The sequence below is a fragment of the Ruegeria sp. CK1 genome (assembly GCF_056536545.1).
Genome location: NZ_JBQFPX010000004.1, coordinates 66,010 through 92,970 on the forward strand (window position 1 = coordinate 66,010; position 26,961 = coordinate 92,970).

Annotated in this window: 26 protein-coding genes and 1 riboswitch; of the genes, 18 read left to right on the forward strand and 8 right to left on the reverse strand. The window is 55.9% G+C overall.

From position 1 onward, the window contains the following. Positions 1-95: 95 nt before the first annotated feature. From ACR0L3_RS11390 to ACR0L3_RS11410, 5 genes are all read left to right on the forward strand, one after another. Positions 96-1,934 (forward strand): ABC transporter ATP-binding protein, encoded by a 1,839-nt coding sequence (locus ACR0L3_RS11390; protein ID WP_480745843.1) that lies wholly within the window; start codon positions 96-98, stop codon positions 1,932-1,934. Continuing rightward, positions 1,931-3,763, forward strand: a complete 1,833-nt coding sequence (locus tag ACR0L3_RS11395; protein ID WP_480745844.1) for an ABC transporter ATP-binding protein — start codon at positions 1,931-1,933, stop codon at positions 3,761-3,763. Before ACR0L3_RS11390 ends, ACR0L3_RS11395 begins: the two co-directional genes overlap by 4 nt. Before the next feature lie 57 nt (positions 3,764-3,820). Beyond that, positions 3,821-5,050, forward strand: a complete 1,230-nt coding sequence (locus ACR0L3_RS11400) for a class I SAM-dependent RNA methyltransferase (protein WP_480745846.1) — start codon at positions 3,821-3,823, stop codon at positions 5,048-5,050. A 20-nt stretch (positions 5,051-5,070) separates the two neighbouring features. Further along, positions 5,071-5,856, forward strand: coding sequence for an ion transporter (locus ACR0L3_RS11405; RefSeq protein ID WP_480746103.1), 786 nt, complete (start codon positions 5,071-5,073; stop codon positions 5,854-5,856). A 63-nt stretch (positions 5,857-5,919) separates the two neighbouring features. Then, positions 5,920-6,438 (forward strand): L,D-transpeptidase family protein, encoded by a 519-nt coding sequence (locus ACR0L3_RS11410; protein WP_480745847.1) that lies wholly within the window; start codon positions 5,920-5,922, stop codon positions 6,436-6,438. On the opposite strand, the gene ACR0L3_RS11415 is transcribed toward ACR0L3_RS11410, so the two are convergent. From ACR0L3_RS11415 to cysQ, 7 genes are all read right to left on the reverse strand, one after another. Continuing rightward, complete coding sequence (locus ACR0L3_RS11415; protein ID WP_480745848.1) at positions 6,422-7,867, reverse strand: nodulation protein NodH; 1,446 nt, start codon at positions 7,865-7,867, stop codon at positions 6,422-6,424. The genes ACR0L3_RS11410 and ACR0L3_RS11415 overlap by 17 nt on opposite strands. Before the next feature lie 6 nt (positions 7,868-7,873). Continuing rightward, on the reverse strand, positions 7,874-9,574 hold the full coding sequence (locus ACR0L3_RS11420; RefSeq protein WP_480745849.1) for a DUF5927 domain-containing protein: 1,701 nt from the start codon (positions 9,572-9,574) through the stop codon (positions 7,874-7,876). Further along, positions 9,571-10,557 (reverse strand): glycosyltransferase family 2 protein, encoded by a 987-nt coding sequence (locus tag ACR0L3_RS11425; protein WP_480746104.1) that lies wholly within the window; start codon positions 10,555-10,557, stop codon positions 9,571-9,573. The genes ACR0L3_RS11420 and ACR0L3_RS11425 overlap by 4 nt, the downstream gene beginning before the upstream one ends. A 165-nt stretch (positions 10,558-10,722) precedes the next feature. Then, positions 10,723-11,760, reverse strand: a complete 1,038-nt coding sequence (locus tag ACR0L3_RS11430) for a glycosyltransferase family 2 protein (RefSeq protein WP_480745850.1) — start codon at positions 11,758-11,760, stop codon at positions 10,723-10,725. Between the two features lie 7 nt (positions 11,761-11,767). Continuing rightward, positions 11,768-12,751 (reverse strand): UDP-glucose 4-epimerase GalE, encoded by a 984-nt coding sequence (gene galE / locus ACR0L3_RS11435; RefSeq protein WP_480745851.1) that lies wholly within the window; start codon positions 12,749-12,751, stop codon positions 11,768-11,770. Positions 12,752-12,814: 63 nt separating this feature from the next. Beyond that, complete coding sequence (locus ACR0L3_RS11440; protein ID WP_480745852.1) at positions 12,815-13,615, reverse strand: 3-deoxy-manno-octulosonate cytidylyltransferase family protein; 801 nt, start codon at positions 13,613-13,615, stop codon at positions 12,815-12,817. Further along, the gene (cysQ, locus tag ACR0L3_RS11445) at positions 13,615-14,412 is read right to left on the reverse strand and encodes a 3'(2'),5'-bisphosphate nucleotidase CysQ (protein ID WP_480745853.1); all 798 of its coding nucleotides are present in this window, start codon (positions 14,410-14,412) and stop codon (positions 13,615-13,617) included. Before cysQ ends, ACR0L3_RS11440 begins: the two co-directional genes overlap by 1 nt. Positions 14,413-14,534: 122 nt before the next feature. On the opposite strand from cysQ, the gene ACR0L3_RS11450 reads away from it, so the two are divergent. Further along, positions 14,535-15,356, forward strand: a complete 822-nt coding sequence (locus ACR0L3_RS11450; RefSeq protein ID WP_480745854.1) for an ABC transporter permease — start codon at positions 14,535-14,537, stop codon at positions 15,354-15,356. Here ACR0L3_RS11450 and ACR0L3_RS11455 read toward each other — a convergent pair. Beyond that, positions 15,353-15,955 carry an alpha-ketoglutarate-dependent dioxygenase AlkB family protein gene (locus ACR0L3_RS11455; RefSeq protein WP_480745855.1) on the reverse strand — a complete coding sequence of 201 codons (603 nt, stop codon included), beginning with the start codon at positions 15,953-15,955 and terminating at the stop codon, positions 15,353-15,355. The genes ACR0L3_RS11450 and ACR0L3_RS11455 overlap by 4 nt on opposite strands. 213 nt (positions 15,956-16,168) lie before the next feature. On the opposite strand from ACR0L3_RS11455, the gene dnaK reads away from it, so the two are divergent. From dnaK to ACR0L3_RS11515, 12 genes are all read left to right on the forward strand, one after another. After that, positions 16,169-18,076: a molecular chaperone DnaK gene (dnaK, locus tag ACR0L3_RS11460; RefSeq protein ID WP_480745856.1), complete on the forward strand. Its 1,908-nt coding sequence runs from the start codon at positions 16,169-16,171 to the stop codon at positions 18,074-18,076. Between the two features lie 74 nt (positions 18,077-18,150). Continuing rightward, positions 18,151-19,296 (forward strand): molecular chaperone DnaJ, encoded by a 1,146-nt coding sequence (dnaJ, locus tag ACR0L3_RS11465; RefSeq protein WP_480745857.1) that lies wholly within the window; start codon positions 18,151-18,153, stop codon positions 19,294-19,296. 130 nt (positions 19,297-19,426) lie between these two features. Then, positions 19,427-19,532, forward strand: a riboswitch (TPP riboswitch). A 44-nt stretch (positions 19,533-19,576) separates the two neighbouring features. Continuing rightward, positions 19,577-20,380: a bifunctional hydroxymethylpyrimidine kinase/phosphomethylpyrimidine kinase gene (gene thiD / locus ACR0L3_RS11470; protein ID WP_480745858.1), complete on the forward strand. Its 804-nt coding sequence runs from the start codon at positions 19,577-19,579 to the stop codon at positions 20,378-20,380. Further along, the gene (locus tag ACR0L3_RS11475) at positions 20,377-21,354 is read left to right on the forward strand and encodes an FAD-dependent oxidoreductase (protein ID WP_480745859.1); all 978 of its coding nucleotides are present in this window, start codon (positions 20,377-20,379) and stop codon (positions 21,352-21,354) included. Before thiD ends, ACR0L3_RS11475 begins: the two co-directional genes overlap by 4 nt. After that, entirely contained in the window at positions 21,338-21,532 is a 195-nt protein-coding gene (gene thiS, locus ACR0L3_RS11480) for a sulfur carrier protein ThiS (protein WP_480745860.1), read from the forward strand. The genes ACR0L3_RS11475 and thiS overlap by 17 nt, the downstream gene beginning before the upstream one ends. A 2-nt stretch (positions 21,533-21,534) precedes the next feature. After that, positions 21,535-22,299 carry a thiazole synthase gene (locus ACR0L3_RS11485; protein WP_480745861.1) on the forward strand — a complete coding sequence of 255 codons (765 nt, stop codon included), beginning with the start codon at positions 21,535-21,537 and terminating at the stop codon, positions 22,297-22,299. Next, positions 22,296-22,892, forward strand: coding sequence for a thiamine phosphate synthase (locus ACR0L3_RS11490; protein WP_480745862.1), 597 nt, complete (start codon positions 22,296-22,298; stop codon positions 22,890-22,892). Before ACR0L3_RS11485 ends, ACR0L3_RS11490 begins: the two co-directional genes overlap by 4 nt. Then, positions 22,889-23,851, forward strand: a complete 963-nt coding sequence (locus ACR0L3_RS11495) for a ThiF family adenylyltransferase (RefSeq protein WP_480746105.1) — start codon at positions 22,889-22,891, stop codon at positions 23,849-23,851. The genes ACR0L3_RS11490 and ACR0L3_RS11495 overlap by 4 nt, the downstream gene beginning before the upstream one ends. Before the next feature lie 20 nt (positions 23,852-23,871). After that, positions 23,872-24,807, forward strand: coding sequence for an ABC transporter substrate-binding protein (locus ACR0L3_RS11500; RefSeq protein WP_480745863.1), 936 nt, complete (start codon positions 23,872-23,874; stop codon positions 24,805-24,807). Next, the gene (gene tenA, locus ACR0L3_RS11505) at positions 24,804-25,478 is read left to right on the forward strand and encodes a thiaminase II (RefSeq protein ID WP_480745864.1); all 675 of its coding nucleotides are present in this window, start codon (positions 24,804-24,806) and stop codon (positions 25,476-25,478) included. Before ACR0L3_RS11500 ends, tenA begins: the two co-directional genes overlap by 4 nt. Then, entirely contained in the window at positions 25,475-26,203 is a 729-nt protein-coding gene (locus tag ACR0L3_RS11510) for an ABC transporter ATP-binding protein (protein ID WP_480745865.1), read from the forward strand. The genes tenA and ACR0L3_RS11510 overlap by 4 nt, the downstream gene beginning before the upstream one ends. Continuing rightward, on the forward strand, positions 26,200-26,934 hold the full coding sequence (locus ACR0L3_RS11515) for an ABC transporter permease (protein ID WP_480745866.1): 735 nt from the start codon (positions 26,200-26,202) through the stop codon (positions 26,932-26,934). Before ACR0L3_RS11510 ends, ACR0L3_RS11515 begins: the two co-directional genes overlap by 4 nt. Positions 26,935-26,961 lie beyond the last annotated feature (27 nt).

Genomic DNA, 26,961 nt, shown 5'->3' on the forward strand with positions numbered 1-26,961 from the left:
TCGGCTAAAGCCGGAACACTCTGACCCGTAGGGGTGGTGTTCTGGCGCCATCTTTCTTCGCATGACCTGTTATCTGCTCAATCGGAGCACTCTCCATGTTTCGCTATTTCGAAAACCTTGTTGACCCTTTTGCTGACTATACCGAGACCGATACACCGCCAACGCGGCTGTGGCCTTTCATGCTGGATTACTCTCAGCCATTCCTTCGGGTGTTTTTCTGGGCTGGGTTGATTTCTGTCGTCGTCGCTGCGGTTGAGGTCGGCCTGATCTACTACATGGGTCGGGTTGTTGATCTGCTGTCCGGCCCCCCCGCAGAGGTCTGGCAGGCGCATGGCACTGAATTGATCCTGATGGCGGTCTTTGTGCTGCTTCTGCGCCCGATGTTGCATGTGGTCGACGTGTTGCTGTTGAACAATACGATCCTGCCAAATTTTGGCACCATCATTCGCTGGCGTGCGCATAAGCACGTGCTGCGGCAGTCGGTGGGTTGGTTCGAGAATGACTTTGCGGGCCGCATCGCCAACCGGATCATGCAGACGCCCCCAGCTGCTGGTGAGGCAGTGTTTCAGGTATTCGATGCGATTTCTTTTTCGCTGGCTTATCTGATCGGCGCGGCGATCTTGCTGATGGCAGCAGATCCACGACTGCTGCTGCCGTTGCTAATCTGGTTCGCGCTTTATGCACTACTGGTGCGCTGGACGGTGGCGCGGGTTGGTCCCGCGTCCAAAGCGGCGTCTGATGCGCGCTCGGCTGTGACGGGGCGGGTGGTGGATAGCTACACCAACATCCACTCAGTCAAGATGTTTGCCCATGACGAACAAGAGCTGGACTATGCCCGCGAAGCCATTCAGGAAACGCGCCGCACTTTTCAGACAGAGATGCGTATCTTCACCATCATGGATGCCGTTCTGGTCACGCTGAACGGTCTGCTGATTGTTGGTGTGGTTGGTTGGGCAATTGCCTTGTGGATGCAGGGCAGCGCTTCTGTCGGTGTGGTTGCGGCGGCAACTGCCTTGACCCTGCGGCTAAACGCTATGACCGGATGGATCATGTGGGCACTGACCAGTTTCTTCCGTCAGCTTGGTGTCGTGGCCGAGGGGATGGAGACGATTGCGCAACCGATCGACTTGCTGGATGCGCCGGATGCGAAGTTGTTGCAGTTGACCAATGGCCAGATCGAAATTCGGGACCTATCGCATCACTATGGCCGAAAAACTGGTGGGCTCGACCACATCAGCTTAACCATTCATCCCGGCGAAAAGATCGGTCTGATCGGGCGTTCCGGAGCGGGTAAATCGACCTTGGTTAAGCTACTTTTGCGGTTTTATGACGTGGAACAAGGTGCGATCCTGATTGATGACCAGAACATCGCGAAGGTCACCCAGGACAGTTTGCGAAGTCATATCGGCATGGTGCAGCAAGACAGCGCGCTTTTGCATCGGTCTGTACGCGACAACATCCTTTATGGTCGTCCTGAAGCAACCGAAGACCAGATGATCGCCGCCGCCAAACAGGCAGAGGCGCATGAGTTCATCCTTGATCTGCAAGATCCACAAGGGCGTACAGGATATGACGCGCATGTGGGGGAGCGGGGTGTAAAGCTCAGCGGTGGTCAACGGCAGCGGGTGACACTGGCACGGGTGATCCTCAAAGACGCACCGATCCTGCTGTTGGACGAAGCGACATCCGCCCTAGATTCCGAAGTCGAAGCGTCAATTCAGGAAACTCTTTACGGCATGATGCAAGGTAAAACCGTGATCGCCATTGCCCACAGGCTCAGTACAATTGCGCAGATGGACCGCATTCTGGTGATGGACGGCGGCCGGATCGTGGAACAGGGAGGGCATTCCGAACTTCTTGCGCAGGGTGGGCTCTACGCCAAGTTCTGGGCGCGGCAATCTGGTGGTTTCCTGAACCCAGAGGCTGCAGAATGAAGATTGCCGACCTGATCAATCCGTTCAAAAACACTGAAACGCCCCCGCCGCAAACGCTGGGGGCGTTTATTCGCTGGGCCCTTTCGGGCGCGTGGCCGATGATCTTTGTCGCGGCCTTTTTCTCGGCCTCGGCAGGCGCGATGGAGGCCGGGACAGCCTGGATGCTGGGCCTTGTGATTGATCTGGCAACGCAGGGCGGTCCCGAGGGGTTTCTGTCCGGCAACAATCTGTGGATGATCCTTGGTGTGGTGGCGTTTTTTATGCTGCTGCGGCCGGTATTGTTTGGCTTGTCGGCTTTTTCCAACAACTACGTTGTTATGCCCAATATCCCGCCTCTGGTTCTGGCCAAGTTGAACCGTTGGACGCTGGGCCAGTCGGTGACGTACTTCGACGATGATTTCGCCGGGCGGATTGCGCAGAAACAGATGCAAACTTCCAACGCGCTGGCTTCGGTCGTGTCCGAAACGATTAGCGCAATTGTCTTTGCATTGGCCTCACTTGTGGGCTCTTTGCTATTGTTAGGGTCTATTCACCCATTGGTGATGCTGCCCTTTGCAGCTTGGTTGGTGGTGTATTTCCTTCTGATCCGCTGGTACTTACCGCGAATTCGTGTGCGATCCGCAGCGCGGGCTGGCGCGCGGGCGATGGTGTCGGGTCAGGTGGTTGATACGATCACCAACATCAAAACCGTCAAACTATTCGCTCATTCCGCGTTCGAGGATCAAGCCGCGCGCAACTCGATGATCGACTTGCGTGAAAAGATGCTGGCCTTCGGTGCTCTTTCCGCCAGTTTCCGCTTTATCCTGATGGTGCTGGCCGGTGTGCTTCCGGTATTGCTGCTGGGCGCGACGCTGCTGCTGTGGCGAAATGGAACCGCGACAGCCGGGGATATCGTTGCGGCGGGTGCGATCTCGATCCGAATTGCGCAAATGACCGGTTGGGTGAGTTTCACTCTGATGGGGCTTTATGCCAATGTCGGCGAAGTTGAAAATGGCATGAATACTCTGGCCAAGCGCTACAGGGTCGAGGACGCGAAGGACGCCAAGGGTCTGACCGTGACTGAAGGGCAGATAGATTTTGACCGTGTCAGCTTTGCCTATGGTCGCGACGTGGGCGGTGTGTCTGACGTTACTATGACTGTGCACTCAGGTGAGAAACTGGGGATCGTAGGAGCCTCGGGTGCGGGAAAGTCAACCTTGGTTTCGCTGCTGCTCAGACTCTATGACGGCGAAAAAGGAACCATAGCCATTGACGGTCAGGATGTGGCGCGGGTGACGCAAGACAGTTTGCGAAGCCAGATTGGAATGGTTACTCAGGAAACTGCGATGTTCAACCGGTCGGCGCGCGAGAACATTCTGTATGGCCGCCCGGATGCCTCAGAAAAAGAGTTAGTCGCCGCCGCCAAAAAGGCCGAAGCGCACGATTTCATCCTTGGCCTGCAGGACGCCCATGGGCGCAAGGGTTACGATGCGCATCTTGGTGAAAGAGGTGTGAAGCTCAGCGGTGGACAGCGGCAGCGGATTGCCTTGGCACGCGCCATTCTGAAAGACGCACCGATTCTGGTTTTGGACGAGGCGACCTCGGCATTGGATTCTGAGGTTGAGGCATCGATCCAAACCGCGCTGCACCGCGTGATGCAGGGCAAAACCGTGCTTGCGATTGCGCATCGGCTGTCGACACTCAGCGAGATGGATCGGATCGTCGTACTGGACGAGGGGCGCATCGTCGAATCCGGTACCCACAGCACATTGCTGAAGGAAGGCGGGCTATATGCGCGGTTCTGGCATCGTCAATCGGGTGGGTTCATTCAGGCAGAAGCCGCCGAATAACGCGTAAAGCAAGCTAGGGGGTTTTGTTGTACGCAAAGCCTCGGTATCAGGCGGCTTATGACGCAACAGTTCACCATTAACCGATTAGGCCATCAGGGCGATGGCATTGCCGATGGCCCCGTTTATGCGCCACGCACCCTGCCAGGTGAGGTGGTCAGCGGTGTTCTGGATGGTCAGGTCCTGACCGATATTCGGGTTGAAACGCCCTCGGATCAGCGGGTTAAGCCACCGTGCCGTCATTACAAGGCATGCGGCGGCTGCCAATTGCAACATGCCGCAGACGCTTTTGTTGCTGACTGGAAGGTTGAGATCGTGCGCAGCGCACTTTCCGCGCAGGGATTAGAGGCGCACATGCGTCCGATCCACACCTCGCCAGAAAGGTCGCGCCGTCGTGCGACCATTGCTGTGCGTCGGACCAAAAAGGGCACGTTGGCTGGTTTCCATGGCCACGCGTCGGACACGATCACCGAAATCCCTGATTGTCATCTTCTGGACCCCGCTCTGATTGCCGCCATACCGGTGGCTCAAGCGCTGGCTGTACTGGGCGGCAGCCGGAAAGGAGTATTGGCCGCAACGCTGACCCTGTCCGAAGGTGGGCTGGATGTGGCTGTTAAAGGGGGTAAACCGCTGGACGGGCCGCTGGAGCTGGCTTTGGCTCAGGTGACCGAGAAACATGGCCTTGCCCGACTTAGTTGGGATGGAGAGGTGATTGCCATGCGCCAACCTCCGGTGCAGCACTTTGGCATGGCGGGTGTGGTTCCGCCTCCAGGTGCGTTCTTGCAGGCCACGAAAGATGGTGAGCAGGCTCTATTAAAGGCAGTTTTGCAAGCGATAGAGGGTTCAAAGAGGGTCATTGACCTATTTGCGGGCAGCGGAACATTCTCGCTACCAATCGCTCAAATGGCCGAGGTTCATGCCGTCGAAGGTGAGGCTGCGATGACCCAAGCGCTGGATCAGGGCTGGCGCAAATCACAGGGGCTTAAACGGGTGTCAGTTGAGGCTCGCGATCTGTTCCGCCGACCTTTGATGCCGGATGAGCTGAAATCCTATGACGCCGTTGTGTTGGACCCACCTCGTGCCGGCGCAGAGGCACAAGTGGCAGAACTTGCTCAGGTACAGCGCCCGGTGATCGCTTATGCCTCGTGCAACCCGGTCACATTCGCGCGGGACGCAAAAACACTAGTTAACGCAGGCTACACCCTTGAATGGGTACAGGTGGTGGACCAATTTCGATGGTCATCACATACAGAACTTGCCGCGCGGTTTGTAAAAGGGCTCGGAGCATGAGCACACAGGAGAATGTCCCGATGGGATTCAATCAGCGCCTTCTGGCCATCATTGAAAGCCCCGCGTTCGGCCGCTTCATCACGGCGGTCATCATTTTTAACGCGATATTGCTGGGGATGGAGACATCTCCGACCCTGATGGAAGCCGCAGGACCCCTAATTGTAACGCTGGATAGCATCTGTCTTGCCATTTTCGTGGCTGAGATCAGCATGAAGCTGGTGGCGACGGGGCGGCGCTTTTTTACAAGCGGCTGGAACATTTTCGATTTTGTCATCGTGGGCATTGCACTTGTCCCCAGTGCAGGCGGGCTGTCGGTGCTGCGGGCGCTGCGGATTTTGCGGGTACTGCGCGTCATCTCTGTTGCGCCGCGTCTGCGCCGGGTGGTCGAGGGTTTCATCTCGGCCCTGCCGGGAATGGCCAGCGTGTTCCTCCTGATGGCGATCCTGTTCTATATTGGAGCGGTGATCTCGACCAAACTGTTCTCTTACTCTTTCCCTGAGTGGTTCGGAGATCTGGGCCTTTCGGCCTATACGCTGTTCCAGATCATGACGCTGGAAAGCTGGTCCATGGGCATCGTGCGCCCAGTGATGGAGGTTTATCCCTATGCGTGGCTGTTCTTTGTACCTTTCATCATGGTTACCACCTTTGCGGTTGTGAACCTTTTGGTTGGTTTGATCGTTAACTCGATGCAGGATGCGCACCATGCCGAGGACGAGGTGAAGACTGATGCCTATCGTGATGAGGTATTGGAAAGGCTTGAGAACATTGAACGAAAACTGTCCGAACAGCAGCACAGCAAAAAGTGATTTCAGTTTTTGAGATTTTTGGCATAATGCTAAAAAAAAATGAGCAGTAGCAGGCAGTGAAACATGGATCGTCGAGCATTTGGATTGGGCGCTATGGCAACGCTGGGCCTTTCGGCTTGTGCGTCGGCAGGCCCGCGATTTCTAAGTTATGATGGACCCCAGGTGACCTCATTGGTTATCAATAAGGGCGCGCGGAAGATGTACCTTCTGCATCACGAAAGCATTCTAAAGGAATACAAGGTTGATCTTGGCTTTGCCCCCACCGGCACCAAGACCAAGCGTGGTGATGGCCGTACGCCCGAGGGCAGCTATTTGATCGACCGTCGCAACCCCAATAGCCGATATCACCTGTCTTTGGGTATTTCTTATCCGAACTCTCAGGACATCGCGCAGGCCGAGGCAGCTGGCGTTGATCCGGGTGGCGATATTTTCATTCACGGACAGCCGAAAAAACGGTCGGAACGGAAACGTGCCAAGAAAACGGCCGATTGGACCGCAGGTTGTATCGCTGTCAAGAATGAAGAGATGGAAGAAATCTACGCAATGGTAAACAAGGGAACGCTGATCACGCTGCGCCCTTAGGCGGTTTCCAATCTTCGAACCCGAATTGCATATAGTCGCGCTGGTAGACCTCGGTCGCCAGCGCTTCTAGTTTTGAATCATAGATGTCGCTTAGCTGGAATGGCATGTCAGGCGGGCATTGCTCCGGGTTAGGCGGGTTTTCATGTCCAAAACGGCGCGCCAGATCCGGCAGTGCCGTCGCAATTTCTGCTTCTCGCAGCAGAAGGTCAGGGACGGCGAATGTTGTGATACCGTCCAGAACCTGAGATTGGCTTGCCCATACTCCGTCGACCCGGGCTGGTGTTTGTCCGGCAAGGTTCTGACGCAGAAAGATCAGAAACGATGAAAACGCCTCATAGTGCTGTTCTACGGGGTAGTTGTCCTGGCGCAATTGACCGGGGATCGGAACCTTGAACCTGTTACGCAACATGTTTCGGATTTTCAGATATGCACCGGGTTCGGTGCTCAGGATATAGGAACAGAAGGCTGAGTGTGCTCGTGCCAAAGGATGCCGAAGTACTGAAAACTTGCGGTGTCCTTGATGGCTCTGAAGCCAGTGCCGCATTTGTTTCCGGTTCTGGTTGGCAACCAATTTTTCGGTGCTGACATTGTCCAGGTCAGCCAGCCATTGCAAAACTGTGCCTTCTATCCCGCCACGTATTGGCAGAAACATCAGCGGCGTATCGGGGCTTGCGACATAGTTTCCAACGGCCGGCCCGCGACGGGGTTCGAAATTGGGTGTCCGGTGCAAGTTGAAGCTATCGATCCCAGCCAAAGCTTGTTCGGTCTCTTCGCGATTTGTTACCTTGGCTAAAGTGGGTTCGGGATTTTGCGGTTTGATCGTGTCGTCGATCGCCGACAATCGCGACTCGACACCCAGCCATTTGGCCAACCCATTCAAAACGTCCAGGTTGTTGAGATCGTCATAAGCGACATAAAAACCGCTCTGGCCGGTTTTCTGCAATGTATTCAGTATCAGGAGTTGGAAGTCCTGTTGTTGATCCAAATACCGCTCGAATTCCAACGCGTCGAATTCGATCTGCGCTTCGCGGCGGCGTTTGACGTTCTTGAGCTGCCACTGCTTGGTTTCACGCGCGATTTTTAACGAAACATAGCTGTCCAGCGGGTTCCTGGTCAGAATGATTTTGGCGCAGCGTGGATCAGTCAAAGCAGGCTCTAACACACGCGGATCATGTCCTTGAAAGTATCGAAAGCCATTCAGCTGGCCCTCGGCCAGTTTGATCGCGTTCACCAGTTTCATCGGATTGTTGTCTCGTTCGTCCAACGTCACACCAAGTAGACTGTCGGATTTGAGCCGCCCGATGAAATGCGGGTTGAATGCTTCACCGTGACACGCGATGCCTTCCAACGCGTTCAAGTTGAATTCAAGAAGGTTCGACCCGGTGCGCATGGCGGCGAGAACAATGAAATAGTCAAATCTGGATGACATGTCGGGCTATTGAACCAGATAAGGTTTTTTGAATGGTCGAACCCGCGCGCCAAACACATCGTCCGTCGGAAAATCCCCCATTAGCAAAGGGTGCATGCCCTGATTTTTGAGGTTTTGCAGGAATTGCCCAAAACCCGTTAAATCCACCATCACCGGAGCTTTGGTCAGATGACTGGCGCGTTGGATGCCGATTTCCTCAATGACTGTCTGCAACGGCTCCATTGGAGATTCAACAAATTCCGCCAATGACCATGTTCGTACACGTGCCTTGGTCCAGACCGAATTCAGGATTTCAAGTTGTTTGGTTTCGATCTGCTGCAATCTGGCGGCCTCGTTGCGGATGTCGGCGAAATTCATGTTTGACCGAAAAAGCGGGATGGCCCAAGCCCCAGTAATGACTGAAATCTGAGCGTGCCTGTCGCGGGCCAGAAACCAGTTGATCTGTTGCGTGTCCGCGGGGCCAAATTGAAAACACTGTCTTTCGCCTCGGGTGTTCCAGATTAGGTTCGAAACAAAAGCAGTCGGATTATAATCCCGTAGAACAGCGCAATCGCTTAACGCACCATTGGTTATGGTCTCACCTTCTGAAAACTCGGCCCGCTCGGGTGCAAACAGATGCCCGTGTACGCGTGCGCCAGTAGCCATGTTCAGCCAGGGCGCGAAGTCCTCGAACAGCTCGGCGAAACCCTGAAACACCGAATAAGGGAATGAGGTGAGGCCATTTTCACTTCCGTGCCGCGGAAAACGGCTTTGCATATACAACCCATCACGACCCCGCGTCCGGCGTTCGACAGCCTTGGAGAATACCCTGTCGATTTTGCCCGGATTGGGTTCGGCTGGTCTCATGGCGATGTTCTGATCGGTCAGGAACGCTTGGTAAAGTCGGTCAGCTTGCGGCCAGATTTTACGTGCAACAAAGCAATCGGATCGACGCAACAACTGCAAGTGGTCATCATAAAAAATATGGGGCCGACCTTGATAGTCGAACTTCGACAAGGTTAGAGATCGGCTTTCTATATGCGTGGAATAGAGTCGCGCCAGCGTCTGAAAATAGCTTTCATCTGGAATCCAGACATGGCGAAAATAACGGTCGTAAACTTGGCGTTTTGGGTCCTGCAGGATGGCTGACAGTGTTTGACGGGTCAGGCACCACCATTGGCTGCCCATATGCGGGACCAGCCCATCTGGGATTTTGCGGCGCATACCGACGGCGCGCTGAAACTTAACATATGCGTCAAAGAGTTTCCGGTTTTTGCGCCAAGAAAATGGAAATCTTAAAGTAAACCGTTCCTGATCTAATCCGCCGATTGTCCAACTGACGTCGGCGGTTGTGGCGCTTTCGATGAAATCGACGCGGGGTCGATCAGAGATGTAGGCAATTAACTCATCCACCGGTCGCAAAGGCAGGCAAGCACCTGATGATAGATAGACGTGGCGCACATCTGGAAACGCTTCAAGCATAAGCTCTGCTGCGGATTGTGAAGCAGCGACAATGCCCCAGCTGCCCCAGTCGCAAGCATGGCGTTCTGAGAATCGGATCAGCGGATCATCTGCGCAGGCGGATACGAATTTGGAATAGACATGCGTCGGCACTTTGCGATCAACATGAATCACCACCGGGCAACCGGATGCAGTCCAGTGACGAGCAACTTGGTGAGCCCGGTGAAGTGCCGTGTGCACCAGCATGACAATTCCCAAGCGGTTCATGCCCAGTTTCCTTTTGACATGAGGCCGAGAATCTCAAGCTGTCGCCAGTTGATGTATTTTTCTGATTGTTCACTCCAGAACACCGGCTTGTCATCAAGACCTTCGGCGTAGGCACGGTATTCGCCCGAATGGCGATAGTGCTGTCTGCGCAGCATTTCCTCGGATGCTTTTTCACCGAGGGTACTGATCAGTTTGGCATGCAATAGCGCGCCACTGGTTTTTTCACCGCCCCATTCGTCATACACTTGGTTTAAGCCGCGTGGCAGCAACGAATGGGTTGAACTGACATACACATACCGCTTGTCCCATTTTACAAGAGGGATCTTGTTCAGTGCGGGTGCTTTCAAAGGGTTGTCGCGAAAGAACACACGCGCCCGTGGACCGCCTTGAATCCAAAGATTTTTATAGGCGGGATTCTTGGTGATCATATAGTTACCAGAATCGAACCAGCGGGCGATCTCAAAGGGATCCTGTCCCTCTTTATAGGGTTCCGCCTCTACTGAGCATCGTGGGTACATGTCGATAAGCATTGTGCCGAAACTGCGCACTGCGCAGCCGTCCAGCCAATCCGTCAGCGCACGAATGGGGCGGGTGTCGCAGAACGGATAGATGAAGAACTCATCCGGATCGACAGTCAGAACCCAATGACCGTTCGCGTATTTGCGCAGCAGGTAATTTGACCAATCCAGACCGAACGTAGCGCGTTTGTAGCTGGCACGCGCATGCCAGACCGAGGTGTCGGGTTGGCTGGACAGGTATTCACGGGTTCCGTCGTCGCTGTCGTTGTCGACAAACAGAAAATGGTCGACGCCTAGCTTTCGGTAGTAATCCAAGAAAAAGGGAAGTCGGATTTTCTCGTTCCGCAGAACACTCACCAGTAAGATATCATCGCGGCCTATATTGGCGCTGTTGTCAGAAACCGGTTTTAATTCCCGTTGTTTACGCAGGCAGCGCGCAAGACGACGCTTGCGCCGCAGTCTCATCCGGTATGAATCCAACAGGCTCACGCTGTAGCTCTGCCCTTTTTGTTACGCGAGCATGCCCGGGGCTGGACGATCCAGAGTGGTGCCGGGCAATTGCCGATTTATGCCATTTTTGCATCTTTCAAGGCAACGACTTTAGATTTCGTTAGTCACATCTGGCGCGATTCAGGCAATTTTCCCCATCAACCGCAGACGCTGCAGTTGGGCCCAACCTTCAAAGCGAACAGAATCTGAAGTCCACATAACGAGGCAATTTCCAATCGCATCATAGTAGGTTCCAAACAGGTCGGGATCGTGAAAATGCTGGCGCCGCACCTTTTCAGTTTTCGACTTGCGCACGACTTCGGGCAGGAATTTTGTATGCAGAAGCACGCCCGAGGGTGCCTCTCCATCTGGTCCGTCATAGGCCCCGTTCAGATGCCGAGGCAGGGCCGAGTGGCATGAGTTCACATAGGCGTAGCGCCGGGACCAACGCACCAGGGGTATTTTATTTAATGTAGGTGACCGGTGCGGTTGGTCGGCAAAGAACATGCGCTCGCGCGCGCCACCTTGTACCCAGAGGTTGCCCATCGGGCTTTGCCGCTGCGCCCTGTAAGGGCCAGGATCGAACCAGTTTAGAAGAACGGTCGGGTCTGTCGTGGGATCATAGACCTGTGAGCCCAACGGGTCCTTGGGATAAAGATCCAGCATCAATGCGCCAAAGGCGCTGAGACCTTGTTGTTCAAGTTTGGCAGTTAGTTCATGCAGTGATGTGCTGTCATGTTCAGGATAGATCAACAGTTCATCCGCATCGACCATCAGTGTCCAATGGCCGTGCCCATAGCGCATTTGAAGCCACGTCACCCAATCTAGCCCGTAGCGCGAAGCGCGATAGCTGGCATGGGTTTGCCACAGGGAAACGTCAGGTTGTCCGCGCAAGAATTCCACGGATCCATCATCGCTGCCGTTATCGACGATAAGGAAATGATCCACGCCCAAATCGCGATAGTGCCGGAAGAACCATGGTAACCGGTTGATTTCGTTGCGCAGCGTAGTGAACGCCAGAACATTACCCGGCCTGATTTGTTTGGTCCGATTGTTGATGCAGGACAATTGGCGACGGCTTCGGAATGACCGCCACAGCAGACGTTTTCGCTTAAGGCGCAACCGGTACTTCTGTGCCCATCCAATGGGCGGAAGGCTATCGGTTGGCAAGTTGGTCATCTGCCGCTCATTTGTTATAGGAGCCGCATTGGTGCCAGCGCCAAGCATCACCAATCATCGTCTCTAACGTTGATCTTTTGGGTGTCCAACCCAGCTCTTCTTCGGCGCGAACTGATCCTGAAACAAGTTTGGTGCAATCCCCGGCCCGGCGGGGACCTAAGGAGAACGGCACTTCGCGATTGGTAACGGTTTTGGAATGGCTGATCACTTCCATCACCGAAAAACCTGATCCGGTGCCCAAGTTGAACACGCGGCTGCCTTTGCCCTGTTCCAGCCAGTTCAATCCCAGCATATGCGCATCAACCAAATCGCACACGTGCACATAGTCGCGGATGCAGGTTCCGTCGGGCGTGTCGTAGTTCGTACCGAATACAGTCAGCCCTTCGCGTTTGCCGTCAATCGCATCCAACATCAGCGGGATCAGGTGGGTCTCGGGGCGGTGGAATTCGCCCACTTCACCGTCCGGATCGGCACCAGCCACGTTGAAATAACGGAAGATCACGTGATTCAGTCCATGCGCAGCTTCGAAATCGTGAAGAATGTCTTCGATTGCTCGTTTCGAAGCGCCATAGGCGTTCATCGGGTTCTGCGGTGTATTTTCATCCAGTACTACATTGTCATGGTCGCCGTAGGTGGCGCAGGTTGATGAAAATACAAAGTTTAAGCATCCCGCTTTAGTGGCGGCTTCGATCAGGTTCAGGGAACCGGTAACGTTATTGGTCCAGTATCTTCCGGGTTGTGACATAGCCTCGCCCACCTGGCTCAGGGAAGCGAAGTGCATAACTGCAGCGGGTTGGTACTTGGCAAAGACTTCATCCAGCCTGTCACGGTCCAGTAGGTCGCCGTGTTCGAAGGGCCCAAATTTCACTGCATCTTGCCAACCGGTGACCAAGTTGTCGTAGGTCAAGGGTGTGTACCCCGCTTGCGCCAGCGATTTGCAGGCGTGGGATCCAACATATCCTGCGCCGCCAGTTACAAGAATGTTTGTCATCTCTCGTCCAAATCAAAAATCGCGTTGATCAGGTTGGGCAATTGTGGGCGATCCCTAAACGGATTACTCTAGCCCCATCGCAGCCATCATTTCCTCAAGCTTGGGAACGTCTTGCGGGTTGTTCAATTCCCAGAACTGGCGGCCCTTGGCTTCGACTTCGACGCACAGGACCTTGCGACCGTTTTCCATAAAGCGCAGTTGCTCCAGCCCCTCTAGTTGTTCCAGCGGACCAACTGGCCACGTGGGATAAGCGGCCAACGCGTCGGGGCGGTATGCATAGACACCAACATGGTGGAAAACCGGCGTTGCGTCACTATCGGCATAAGACTGCGAGGTGAACGGCACGACCTCTTTCGAGAAATACATTGCGCTATGATCGGCGGCGAAAACAGCAGTTGTGCCGCCGACGCGCCCATGCTTACGGTCATTCAGCAGGCTGTTCAGCGCGTCACCGTCGCAGCGCAGCACTGGCGTTGCGACCCCAGCTTCGGGCGCAGCACGCAGGCCATCCACCAAATCTTCGACAAACCAATGCGGCGTCAGCGGTGCGTCGCCCTGTAAGTTTACAACGATCTCGAAACCTGCGCCGAGGTTTGCATGGGTCTCTGCGCAGCGTTCGGTACCGTTTAGGCAGTTTTCGGATGTCATGACCACGTCGGCCCCAAAACCCTCAGCCGCTTCGCGGATACGGTCGTCATCGGTGGCTACTACCACTTTGTCGACGCCAGAAACGGAACGGGCCGCGCGCCATGACCGTTCGATCAGCGTCATCGCCTTACCACTGGCGCCAGTCAATGGCACCAGCGGCTTGCCCGGATAACGGGTTGAGGCATAACGGGCGGGAATCGCGATCAGAACGGACATTAGGCTTCCTTTAGGTCAACACCCGGAGCGTAGGCGATGAAGAACGGGTTTGCATAGCCGTCCTTTCCGTAGGTCAACGGCGAATGATCGTCAAAACGGACCACCTTACCGCCTGCACCGGTCAATACCGCATGGCCAGCTGCCGTGTCCCACTCCATTGTACGACCTACGCGGGGGTAGAGGTCCGCGTCACCCGTCGCAACCAGACAGAATTTCAAAGACGAGCCTGCGCTTTTGCTATCCTTGACCTGATATTTGTTGATGTAATCTTCGGTCGCCTGATCGCGATGAGACTTCGATGCGACGATCATAAGTGCGGAATTGTCCGGTTTAGAGACTGAAATCGGCGCAGTTTCTCCGGCCTGTTCTTTGTTCAGCGCTCCGGTTTCCTCGACTGATTGACCATCTGCCTGAGTGTAGAACATCCGCCCCTTGGCTGGTGCGTAAACCACACCGCGTGTCGGAACACCGTTTTCCACCAGTGCGATATTGACGGTGAAATCACCGCGGCGGTTGATGAATTCCTTGGTTCCGTCCAGCGGGTCGACGATCAGGAAGGTATCGCCTTTCTCGGAATGCGATGCAGCCTGTTCTTCGGTCACCAGCAGAATGTCGGGAAAAGCAGCGCGCAGCCCATCCGAGATCAACGCATCTGCGGCCTCGTCCGCTTCGGTCACGGGGCTAGAGTCGGATTTGACCTTAACGTCGAAATCGTCGGAGTTGTAGATTTCCATGATCTTGTCGCCAGCTTCCAGGGCCAGTCGTCGGATAACGGGAATGAGGGCGTCGTAGGTCACAAAATTGCTCCGTTCCTGTGTTTTGTTGATCGAATGTCCTAACGGCCTTATGCTGTGCCGGTTACGGAACGGCAAGAAATTCGTGGCAGATTGCAGGCGAAAAAACGGGAAAGACGCTTCGGGTGTATTATTTCAAGCGAAACCGGACAATGCTGGGCGGTGCCTTCACGACGGCCGAGCTTATCTTCCACGCCGTTGTGCGCAGCGTAAGATCACAGCATCACAACGCGGTTCTGGCGATTATCGTCAACATCGTTCAAGTCCTGGCAATGGTGGCCGTATTTTACGTCATACTGTCGTTCCTAGGTCCGCGTGTCGCCAAAATCCGAGGAGAATTCATCCTTTTCCTTCTGTCTGGCGTGTTTTTATTCATCACGCATATCAAGTCTGCTAACGCGATTGCAGGCGTTAGTACTGGCAATAATCCAATGATGCTGCATTCACCGATGAATATGATGGTGGTGTTATTGGCGACGGCCTTTGGGATGCTTTACACGCAGGTAATGACGATCATCATCATCCTGTTTCTCTATAGCGTTGCAGTATCACCGATTGAAATTCAGGATCCCGGTGGAGCATTTGCGATGTTCATGTTGGCCTGGTTCACGGGGTGTGCGATCGGGGTGGTGTTTATGGCGCTGAGCCCGTGGTTTCCAGGGACGGTTACAATTTTAAAGAACCTTTTCAGGCGCTTGAATATGATCTTCTCGGGCAAGATGTTCGTGGGCAATGCGCTGGGGGGCGCTACTCTAGCCATGTTTGCCTGGAACCCACTGTTTCATGTCATCGACCAGTGTCGCGGTTTTATTTTTCGCAATTATTTTCCGCGCAACTCAAGCTGGGAATACGCGCTTTGGGTTGGTTTGGCTTTGCTGATGATCGGCCTGCTTGGAATCTTCTTCACGCGACAGCATGTGTCCCAAAGCTGGAGCGCGCGTCGCTAACTGGCCACGCGCAGTGTCAGGTTGATCCGGCCGCCCTTGGGCAGCAGTTTTGAAGACCCGAACCGGATGCGATCAATCCCATGGTAGGCCAACCGAGCGGGTCCGCCCATGATCACCACGTCGCCAGAGTTTAGCCAGATTGACTCGGTCTTTCCCCCGCGTGTTGGATTTCCAATGCGAAACAACGCGTCATCGCCCAATGAAATTGACAGCACCGGCCACGAAAAATCCACCTCGTCCTTGTCTTGATGCAGCCCCAATCGGGCGCCTTCCCCGTAGTAGTTTACAAGACAACAATCGGGATCGCGGTCGGGGCTCGCCAGCGCGCGCCAGATGTTCAGGATCGGAGCAGGAATGGCAGGCCATTCCGCGCCTTTCGGGTGTTGCGCCTGATATCTATAGCCCGCTTTATCGGTGACCCAGCCTAGCGATCCGGCCGAAGTCATGCGAACCGACATTTCCTTGCCCGACGGTGTCATCGGCCGAAACAATGGGGCCGCTTTCAGAATCGGGCGCAGTGCCTCAACCAACTGGGCCTGCGCTGTGCCATCCAGCCAAGCTTTTCTGATATCAAATCCGCGCACAAGCAGCCGTGCCATCCGAGATTCCCCGATCCTTGCCAAAACCTTGACGAAAAAGGCTACAGATTCCCGAAAACCTGCGTTTTACAACGCTTGCAGGCCTCTGATCCCGCCCTTATATACGCCGGGACGCGCGATGGTGTAGAGCTGTTCGCGCATATCAGATCGGGGCTGGGTGCCATAACGGGTTCGGACCTCGGACATCGCCTTGAAGAGAAAGGGATTGAACATATGGGAAAAGTAATCGGAATTGACCTTGGAACCACCAACTCGTGTGTGGCTATCATGGACGGCTCGCAGCCGAAGGTCATCGAAAACGCCGAAGGGGCGCGGACCACGCCCTCGATCGTCGCGTTCACCGAAGATGAGCGACTGGTCGGTCAGCCTGCAAAACGTCAGGCGGTCACCAACCCCGACAACACGATCTTTGGCGTTAAGCGTCTGATCGGTCGTCGTGTGGATGATGCCGAAGTCGAAAAAGATAAGAAAATGGTGCCATACGCCATCGTCGATGGCGGCAATGGCGACGCGTGGGTTGAAGCCCGCGGTGAAAAGTACTCCCCAAGCCAGATCTCGGCCTTCACTCTGGGCAAGATGAAGGAAACCGCAGAAAGCTATCTGGGTGAGGAAGTCACACAGGCAGTTATCACCGTTCCGGCATACTTCAACGACGCTCAGCGTCAGGCCACCAAAGACGCCGGTAAAATTGCCGGTCTGGAAGTGCTGCGGATCATCAACGAGCCGACAGCTGCCGCTCTGGCCTATGGTCTGGACAAGGAAGAAACCCAAACCATCGCGGTTTATGACCTTGGTGGTGGTACCTTCGACGTGACCATTCTGGAAATCGACGACGGCCTGTTCGAGGTGAAGTCGACCAACGGCGACACCTTCCTGGGTGGTGAAGACTTTGACATGCGCATCGTCAACTACCTGGCGGATGAGTTCAAAAAGGAACACGGTGTTGATCTGTCTGCCGACAAGATGGCCCTGCAGCGTCTGAAAGAAGCTGCTGAAAAAGCCAAGATCGAGCTGTCCTCGACCTCGCAAACCGAAATCAACCAGCCGTTCATCTCGATGGGTTCGAACGGTCAGCCGCTGCACATGGTCATGAAACTGACCCGTGCCAAGTTGGAGTCGCTGGTCAGCGACCTGATCAAGAAGTCGATGAAACCTTGCCAGGCCGCTCTGAAAGACGCAGGCCTGTCGGCTGGCGACGTGGACGAGGTGGTTCTGGTTGGTGGTATGACCCGGATGCCGAAAGTGATCGAAGAGGTCACCAAGTTCTTCGGCAAAGAGCCACACAAAGGTGTGAACCCGGACGAAGTTGTTGCCATGGGCGCTGCCATTCAGGCCGGTGTTCTGCAGGGCGACGTCAAAGACGTGGTTCTGCTGGACGTAACCCCGCTGTCGCTGGGCATCGAAACGCTGGGTGGCGTGTTCACCCGTCTGATCGACCGCAACACAACGATCCCGACCAAGAAGTCTCAGGTCTTCTCGACTGCCGAAGACAACCAGAACGCCGTGACCATCCGCGTGTTCCAGGGTGAGCGTGAAATGGCCTCGGACAACAAGATCCTGGGTCAGTTCAACCTCGAAGATATCCCGCCCGCACCGCGCGGCATGCCTCAGATCGAGGTGACCTTCGACATCGACGCCAACGGCATTGTCTCGGTTTCGGCCAAGGACAAAGGCACCGGCAAAGAGCAGAAGATCACCATCCAGGCCTCCGGCGGTTTGTCCGACGAGGACATCGAAAAGATGGTCAAGGACGCCGAAGAGAACGCAGAAGCCGACAAGGAACGCCGCGAGCTGGTCGACGCCAAGAACCAGGCGGAAAGCCTCATCCACTCGACCGAAAAGTCGATGGAAGAGCATGCCGACAAGGTCGATCCGACCACCATCGAAGCCATCGAGCTGGCGATTGCCGCGCTGAAAGACGAGCTGGAAACTGAAAATGCCGACAAGATCAAGTCTGGCATCCAGAACGTCACCGAAGCGGCCATGAAGCTGGGTGAGGCGATCTATAAGGCGCAGTCCGAAGAGGCTGAGGATGAACCAGCAGCAGCGGATGCAGCGCCAGGCGATGATGACATCGTCGACGCCGAATTCGAAGATCTGGATAACGACAAGCGTAACTAACGGGTAACCGGGCCAATGCGGGCCGGTCCGGTTGCCGGGCCGGCCCGATTACGTTGAGGCAGAAGGAAACACTGATGTCAAAACGCGACTACTACGATGTGCTCGGCGTGTCCAAGGGCGCATCGGCGGACGAGATCAAGAAGGGCTTTCGCAGGAAAGCCAAGGAATTGCATCCCGACCGCAACAAGGACAACCCGGACGCTGAGGCGCAGTTCAAAGAAGCGAACGAAGCCTACGACGTTCTGAAAGACGCCGATCGCAAGGCCGCTTACGACCGGTTTGGCCATGCCGCATTTGAAAACGGCATGGGCGGCGGCCGTCCCGGCGGCGGTTTTGGTCAGGGCGATTTCTCAAGCGCGTTTTCGGACGTTTTCGACGACTTGTTCGGCGATTTCATGGGGGGTCAACGCGGTGGCGGCGGCGGTCGTCGTGCGGCGCGCGGGTCTGACCTGCGTTACAACCTGCGCGTGACATTGGAAGAGGCCTATGCAGGTCTGCAGAAAACAATCAATGTGCCTGCAGCCGTGGCCTGTTCGGCCTGCGACGGATCGGGCGCAGAGGGCGGTGCGGAACCGACCACTTGCCCGACTTGTTCGGGCATGGGCAAAGTGCGTGCTCAGCAGGGTTTCTTTACCGTTGAACGTTCCTGCCCAACCTGCTCCGGCCTGGGTCAGATCATCAAGAACCCCTGTAAAGCCTGTGGTGGCGCTGGACGTGTGGAAAAAGAACGCGCTCTTTCCGTCAACATCCCTGCTGGCGTTGAAACCGGCACTCGTATCCGTTTGGCGGGCGAGGGTGAGGCTGGTATGCGCGGTGGTCCTCCGGGTGATCTTTATATCTTCGTCGAAGTGTCGGATCACAAGTTGTTCGAACGGGACAGTGTGAACCTCTACTGTCGGGTCCCTGTTAGCATGGCCAAGGCGGCGCTGGGTGGATCAATCGAGGTGCCAACCATAGATGGCGGTCGCGGGCGCGTACAAATTCCGGCTGGTAGTCAATCGGGTCGCCAGATGCGTCTGCGCGGCAAAGGCATGCCTGCGCTGCGCGGTGGCGGTGTTGGTGACATGTTCATTGAGTTAGCGGTCGAAACCCCGGTCAACCTGACCAGCCGCCAAAAAGAACTGCTGCGCGAGTTTGAAGATCTGGGTGAAGATAACCACCCGGAATCAAATAGCTTTTTCTCGTCGGTCAAATCTTTTTGGGACGGAATGAAGGGTTAATCCCTCGTCCTATAAGTGCCAAGACAGAGCCGGTCCATTAGGGCCGGCTTTTTCATTTTATAGGTCCAGTTTGCCTGTCATCCGCGCCAAAATTGGCCCTTGAATCCTCTGCCAACCCCTGAGATGTTCCGCCCAACCGTTGGGGTGCCCTATCAAAGGGCTGAGAGGCGTGAATGCGCTAACCCATCGAACCTGATCCGGGCAATACCGGCGTAGGGAACGGTCTAATACAAACAGACGTTTTCCATGCTGCGTTGCCCCTAGAAGATGGAGCAACGATATGGCGCATATTGCCCTGACAATTGCCGGCTCGGACAGTGGCGGCGGGGCTGGAATTCAGGCGGATCTCAAGGCGATGTCCGCTTTGGGTGTGTACGGCGCCAGCGTCGTAACTGCAGTGACCGCGCAGAATACCCAAGCAGTTACGGCGGTTCATGGGATACCTTTGAATGTAGTTTCTGCCCAGATTGACGCGGTTCTGACCGATCTGGATGTGAGTGCAATCAAGATCGGCATGCTGGCGACCCCGGACATTATTCAAACTGTCGCGGAAAGTGTCGCGGGATTCGAAGGTCCTATTGTGCTGGACCCGGTGATGATCGCCAAGTCGGGCGATGCACTGTTGGCGTCGGATGCGGTACAGGTTTTGCGCGACGTCTTGTTGCCCAGCGCAACTGTGCTGACACCCAATCTGCCTGAAGCGGCATGTTTGCTTGGCATTTCCGAAGCCGGCACCCCGGATCAAATGATCGAACAGGGACAGGCGCTTTGTGAGTTGGGCGCGAAAGCCGTGCTTATGAAGGGGGGGCACGGGCGTGGCGACATCTGCCACGACCTTTTGGTCGATGGCTCGGGACAAATTGCCGAGTACACAGCCCCACGACGCAGCACGCGCAACACGCACGGTACTGGTTGCACATTGTCCTCTTCAATAGCGGCAGGGTTGGCGCGGGGATTAGAATTGTCCGACGCAGTCTCGCATGCACATGACTACCTGCAAGGCGCTATTGCGTTGGCAGATGGATTAGGGATCGGGCGAGGGCATGGGCCAGTACATCATTTCCACCGGGTTTGGCCCGCATGACGGTCTGGTCGGTGATAGGTTCCGGCGTCGCCGGATTGGCCGTAGCCAGTGAGCTTGTTTCGCGTGGTGCTAAGGTTGAGGTGTTCGATCCAGGTGGTCCTCCGGGTCCACACGGATGTTCGTGGTGGGCAGGCGGTATGTTGGCCCCGTGGTGCGAGTTTGAAAATGCTGAAGAACCGGTGTTGCGACTGGGGCAGCAGGCGTTGGACTGGTGGGCTGCCAGGACCCACGTTGACCGGCGCGGAACATTGGTTGTTGCCAACCCCAGAGACCTTCCTGATTTGCGGTGGTTTTCACGTCGAACCTGTGGCTTCAGCGAAGTAGACCAAGCAAAAATCCACGATTTAGAGCCTGAACTAAATGGATTTACCAAAGGCTTGCTTTTTGCCGATGAGGCCCATTTGAACCCACGTCAGGCGCTGAGCGATCTTCATCGTAATCTAACGGCGCAGGGCGTTGTCTTTCATCGTAAACTCGCCCCAACGCGGCTGGACAATGCGATTGACTGCCGGGGTTTGCATGCGTGTGAAGTGTTACATGACCTGCGCGGGGTGAAGGGTGAAATGCTGGTGATCCGTTGCCCGGACGTGGTGTTAACCCGGCCCGTTCGCCTGCTGCACCCCCGGATGCCGCTCTACATCGTGCCGCGCGGGGATGGCGTCTACATGCTGGGTGCGACGATGATAGAAAGCGAAGACAGCAGCCGCATCACCGCGCGCTCAATGTTAGAGCTGCTCAGCGCCGCTTACGCACTGAACCCGGCGTTTGGTGAAGCCGAGGTGTTGGAGATCGGCGTCGACCTGCGTCCGGCTTTTCCCGACAACCTTCCGCGCATTCGGCGGTTAGGGCGGACAATCTACGCAAACGGCCTGTTTCGCCACGGATATCTCTTGGCGCCCGCTTTGGCGCAAGGTGTGGCTGACTTGGCGCTGGACAACAAACATTCGGAGTTAGTTGATGAAGATCGTGCTTAATGGCGCGCCTTGCGAGGCGCGTTCCGAGGTTCTTTCGGACCTGTTGGAGGAATTCGGGTTCTCTGGCCGTGTTGCGACGGCTGTAAACGAAGACTTCATACCGTCGAGCCTTCGTATCAGCCACGCATTGAACGATGGCGACCGAGTTGAGGTCCTGTCGCCGATGCAGGGGGGCTGATCGTGAGGACCTTCTACGGCACAGAACTGCCCAACCCGTTGATGTTGGGCACTGCGCAATATCCCAGCCCCGTCATTCTGGAACAGGCCTTTCGTGAAAGCAGGGCTGGCGTGGCCACTGTGTCCCTGCGGCGTGAATCGGGCGCTGGCCAGACATTTTGGCAGATGATCCGGGATCTGGGTGTGCTGGTTCTGCCCAACACCGCCGGTTGTCATACGGTGAAAGAGGCTGTTACGACCGCTCATATGGCGCGAGAGGTGTTTGGCACAAAATGGATCAAGTTGGAACTGATCGGCCACACCGACAGCCTGCAACCGGATGTGTTTCAACTGGTCGAAGCTGCGCGTATCCTAATCGAGGATGGGTTCCAAGTTTTCCCCTACACCACCGATGATCTGATTGTAGCGGAGCGGTTACTAGCGGCTGGCTGCGAGGTATTGATGCCTTGGGGCGCGCCCATAGGCTCAGGCCGTGGGCTGAACAATGAATACGCCTTGCGTTCCATGCGGGCAGAGTTCCCCGATGTGCCTTTGGTGATTGATGCGGGTATCGGCCTGCCCAGCCATGCGTCGCGGGCGATGGAGTTGGGGTTTGACGGCGTACTTCTCAACACGGCTGTGTCGCGCGCGGGCGACCCCGTGGCTATGGCGAAGGCCATGGCACTGGCCGTTGAAGCGGGGCAGTTGGGCCATCAGGCGGACCCAATCGAAGCCCGCGATATGGCCGAACCATCCACCCCGGTGATCGGAAAGGCGTTTTTGTCATGATCCTCGACAAATTCTACCCGATCTTCGATCACTCGGACTGGTTGCGCCGGATGCTGCCCTTGGGGGTAAAGCTGGTGCAGTTGCGCATCAAGGATCAGCCCGACACAGCGGTGCGTGAACAGATTATCCATTCTCAAGCGATGTGCCGCGAACACGACGCCGTATTGGTCGTGAATGACCACTGGCAGGCAGCCATCGATGCGGGCTGCGACTGGGTCCATCTAGGGCAGGAGGATTTGGATACCGCCGACCTGAAGGCAATTCGAAAAGCCGGATTAAAGTTAGGTGTCTCAACCCATGACGACGACGAACTTGAAAGGGTTCTTGCAATGAAACCGGACTATGTTGCCTTGGGTCCTGTTTATCCGACCATCCTGAAAAAGATGAAATGGGAACAGCAAGGCCTGCCGAAGGTTTCCGAATGGAAAGAACGGATTGGGGACATCCCTTTAGTCGCTATCGGTGGGATGAGCGTCGAACGCGCCCCCGGTGTGCTGCAAGCCGGCGCGGATATCGTTTCGGTTGTCACTGATATTACGCTGAACGCAAGGCCAGAAGCCCGGGTGCGTGAATGGATCGAGGTCACGCGATGACCCGCTATGCTCGCCAGACAATCTTGCCAGAAGTGGGTGCAGGTGGCCAGGCGCGCCTAGCCGCAGCCCGGGTTTTGGTAGTGGGGGCAGGGGGGTTAGCCGCGCCGGTGTTGCCGTTATTGGCAGGGGCCGGTGTGGGGTACCTGACAATTGTCGATCGGGACGTAGTCGCCCTGTCTAACCTGCATCGACAGACCTTGTTCGCAGAAGCCGACTGCGGTCGACCCAAAGCTGACGTTGCGGCTGAGCGCTGCCAAGCGTTAAACCCTGAAGTGAAGATAACCGCCCTAAAGCAGGCTGTAACAAGCGTAAATGCAGCCGATCTTGTCGCCAATTCCGATGTCATTCTTGATTGCGCCGACAGCTATGCAGCAAGCTATACACTTTCTGATACTTGCAGGGCGTTAGGTAAACCACTGATCAGCGCATCGGCATTGGGCATGTCTGGCTACGTCGGAGGGTTTTGCGGCGGTGCACCTTCGCTGCGCGCAGTGTTCCCGGATGCACCGGACAGCGGAGCAAGTTGCGACACAGCCGGCGTTTTAGGTCCGATTGTTGGAATGATCGGTGCGATGCAGGCACAGATGGCGCTTGCGCTGATAATGGGTCTTGGGCCTTCGCCTCTGGGTCAGATGGTGCGGTTTGATGGACGAACCCTTTGCAGCTCTAGCTTTCGCTTTGATGGCGCCCCTGAACCTGAGAGCTTTTTTTCTTTTGCTACCGCATCTCAGTTGGATTCCAACGATGTGATTGTTGAGTTGCGGGGCAAGGATGAGGCACAAGAACCGCTTCACCCGCACGCGCGCAGAATGTCCGTAGAGCAACTAAAAACAGAGCCTAACAAAGATAAAAAGTTGGCTCTTTGCTGCGCAACTGGCCTGCGCGCTTGGCGTGCTGCCGAACAGATTGAACCGTATTGGTCAGGCGAGATTGTTCTCGTCGCGGCCTCAACTTCGTGATTGAAAAGGAAACGCGAGATATGAGAAAGCTGATGACAGCCATCGCCCTGCTGGCCGCCGCGCCAGCCTGGGCCGAAGACAAGATGACAGTTCTGCTGGACTGGTTCATCAACCCCGACCACGGCCCGATCATTGTGGCGCAGGAAAACGGCTACTTCGCAGACGAGGGGTTGGAGGTTGAAATCATCCCGCCAGCTGACCCTTCGGCCCCGCCGCGTCTGGTTGCCGCCGGTCAGGCCGATTTGGCCGTGTCCTATCAACCGCAACTGCACCTGCAAATCCATGAAGGGTTGCCGCTCAAACGGGTTGGAACTTTGGTCGCGACGCCGCTGAACTGTCTTTTGGTGCTTGAGGATGGCCCGATCGAAACGCTGGCCGACCTCAAGGACAAGAAGGTTGGATTCTCAGTTGCAGGTGTAGAAGAGGCTGTTCTTTCAGCAATGCTGAACACGCATGACGTTGCGCTGGACGATATCGAGATGATCAACGTGAACTTTTCGCTGTCGCCGTCGTTGATGAGCGGACAGGTGGACGCCGTCATTGGCGCTTTCCGCAATTTCGAACTGAACCAGATGGATATCGAGGGTGTCGCGGGCCGTTGCTTTTATATCGAGGAAGAGGGCGTTCCGCCCTATGACGAACTGATCTATGTCGCCAATCCCGAAACCATGGATGCTGAAAAGGTTGCACGCTTTCTGGCAGCAACAGAGAAGGCGACCCAGTTCATTGTGAACAACCCCAAGAAAAGTTGGGAGATTTTTGCTGCTACTTCGCCCGAGTTGCAGGATGAATTGAATGCCCGTGCCTGGGTCGACACATTGCCCCGTTTTGCGCTGCGACCCGCAGGGTTTGACGCCGGCCGCTATGCCCGGTTTGAAGCGTTCCTGAAAGACAGCGGCATGATCGACAGCATCAATCCTGTCAGCGACATCGCAATAGACGTGACCGTGCAATGAGCGACTATGGCAATGCGTTCGCGCTGATGCGCGATGCCGCGCAGGGACCGTGGCGGGATTACACCCGCCACGCCTTTGTCGAAGGGATGAAGGACGGAACACTGCCGCGAGAGGCGTTCCTGCATTATCTGCGGCAGGACTACGTGTTCCTCATTCACTTTTCACGCGCCTGGGCTCTGGCGGTGGTGAAATCGGAAACGCATTCGGAAATGCTTACGGCCGTGGCAACAGTCAACGCTTTGGTCGCAGAAGAGATGCAGTTGCATATCGGGATCTGCGAGGCTGAAGGCATCACCGGAGAAGAGCTGTATGCAACCGAAGAGCGGGCCGAAAACTTGGCTTACACCCGCTTTGTGCTGGAAGCTGGTTATAGCGGCGATCTGCTGGACCTGCTGGTCGCGCTTGCGCCCTGCGTTATGGGCTATGGTGAGATCGGTAAACGTCTGGCTGCCGAAGCGACTTCGGAGACCTACCGCGATTGGATCAACACCTATGCGAGCCCAGATTACCAAGGCGCATGCACAGCTGTTGGAGAATTGCTGGATTCGGCTCTAACACGACGGATTGGGAGGGGTTTTACGGTCTCTCCTCGTTGGGATCGCCTGTGTCGCACATTCCGTACTGCCACCGAGCTTGAAGTCAATTTCTGGCAAATGGGCTTGACCCCATGACACCCGCGCCGGATCTGACCATCAGCGGTCAGGCGAACATCGGTGATACGCCTTTATTCGCGCAACTGACCCTGACCCTTGAGGCGGGGCAGTGGACCTGTCTGCTGGGCGGATCGGGGGTTGGTAAAACTACAGTTCTGCGCCTGATCGCCGGGCTGGAAACCGGCGCAAATTTTACAGGGAAAATCACCGCGAGCGATGGTCAGTCTGTCCCGGACCGCGTGGCATATATGGCGCAGAACGACTTACTGCTGCCTTGGGCCACTGTCGCACAGAATGTCTCGCTTGGTGCCCGACTACGTAGCGAGAAGCCCGACCTGAGCCGCCGCGATCGCCTGATCCAGCGGATGCGCTTGCAGGATCACATGACCAAAAAGCCAACCGAGCTTTCAGGTGGTCAGCGCCAACGCGTTGCGCTGGCGCGTACATTAATGGAGGACCGTCCAATTGTGCTGTTGGATGAGCCTTTCTCGGCCCTCGACGCCCGAACGCGGGCAGATATGCAGGATTTGGCGGCAGAAGCTTTGCAGGGTCGTACGGTTTTGTTGGTGACTCATGATCCGGGTGAAGCTGCGAGGTTGGGTCAGTCGATTGTCGTGATGACGCAGCGGGGTTTGACACGGTGCGAACCCCCTCATGCTGCCGCCCCACGCCATGTGGACGATCTTGAGACCTTGGAGACACAGGGCGCACTCCTGCGTTTGTTGCGGGAAGAGGCGGCATGAAATACCTTTCGGCTTTTGTTGCAACCTTATTTGCCTTGGCGGTTTGGCAAGGGATCGTTTGGATCACTGGCTTGCCAAAGTTCATTCTGCCCGGGCCTGCCCTTGTGGCCGAGACGTGGTGGCAAAACCGTTGGCTGATCGCCGAGCACACATGGATCACCGCGGTCGAAGTGGTGATAGGTCTGGCTTGCGGCACTTTGTTGGGCGTTATTACGGCGTTGCAACTTGCCAATTCGCGTGTTGCGCGGGTGTTGGTGCAGCCGATGCTGGTTTTCACGCAGGCTCTGCCCGTCTTTGCGTTGGCACCGCTTCTGACGCTTTGGCTTGGCTATGGATTGTGGTCCAAAGTCGCTATGGCGGTTCTGATCATCTACTTTCCGATCACATCCTCGTTTTTTGACGGTTTGATGCGGACACCGTCTGGCTATCTGGATCTGGCGCGTACGATGCAGGCCAACCGGCACGCGGTACTGTGGCGAATCCGGATACCGGCGGCGCTGCCTTCATTGGCGTCCGGAATGCGTTTGGCGGCAGTGTATGCGCCCATCGGGGCGGTTATCGGCGAATGGGTGGGGTCTTCGCAGGGGCTTGGATACTTGATGCTGCTGGCCAATGGCAGGGCCAAGACGGATCTGATGTTTGCCGCGATGCTGACATTGGGAGTGTTTTCGATCCTACTGCATATGGTCGTCCGTCGTGCCACTGCCCGTATGGCGGGTGAGGCGCATTAACCTTTCAGAAACTGATTCTGCGCCAGT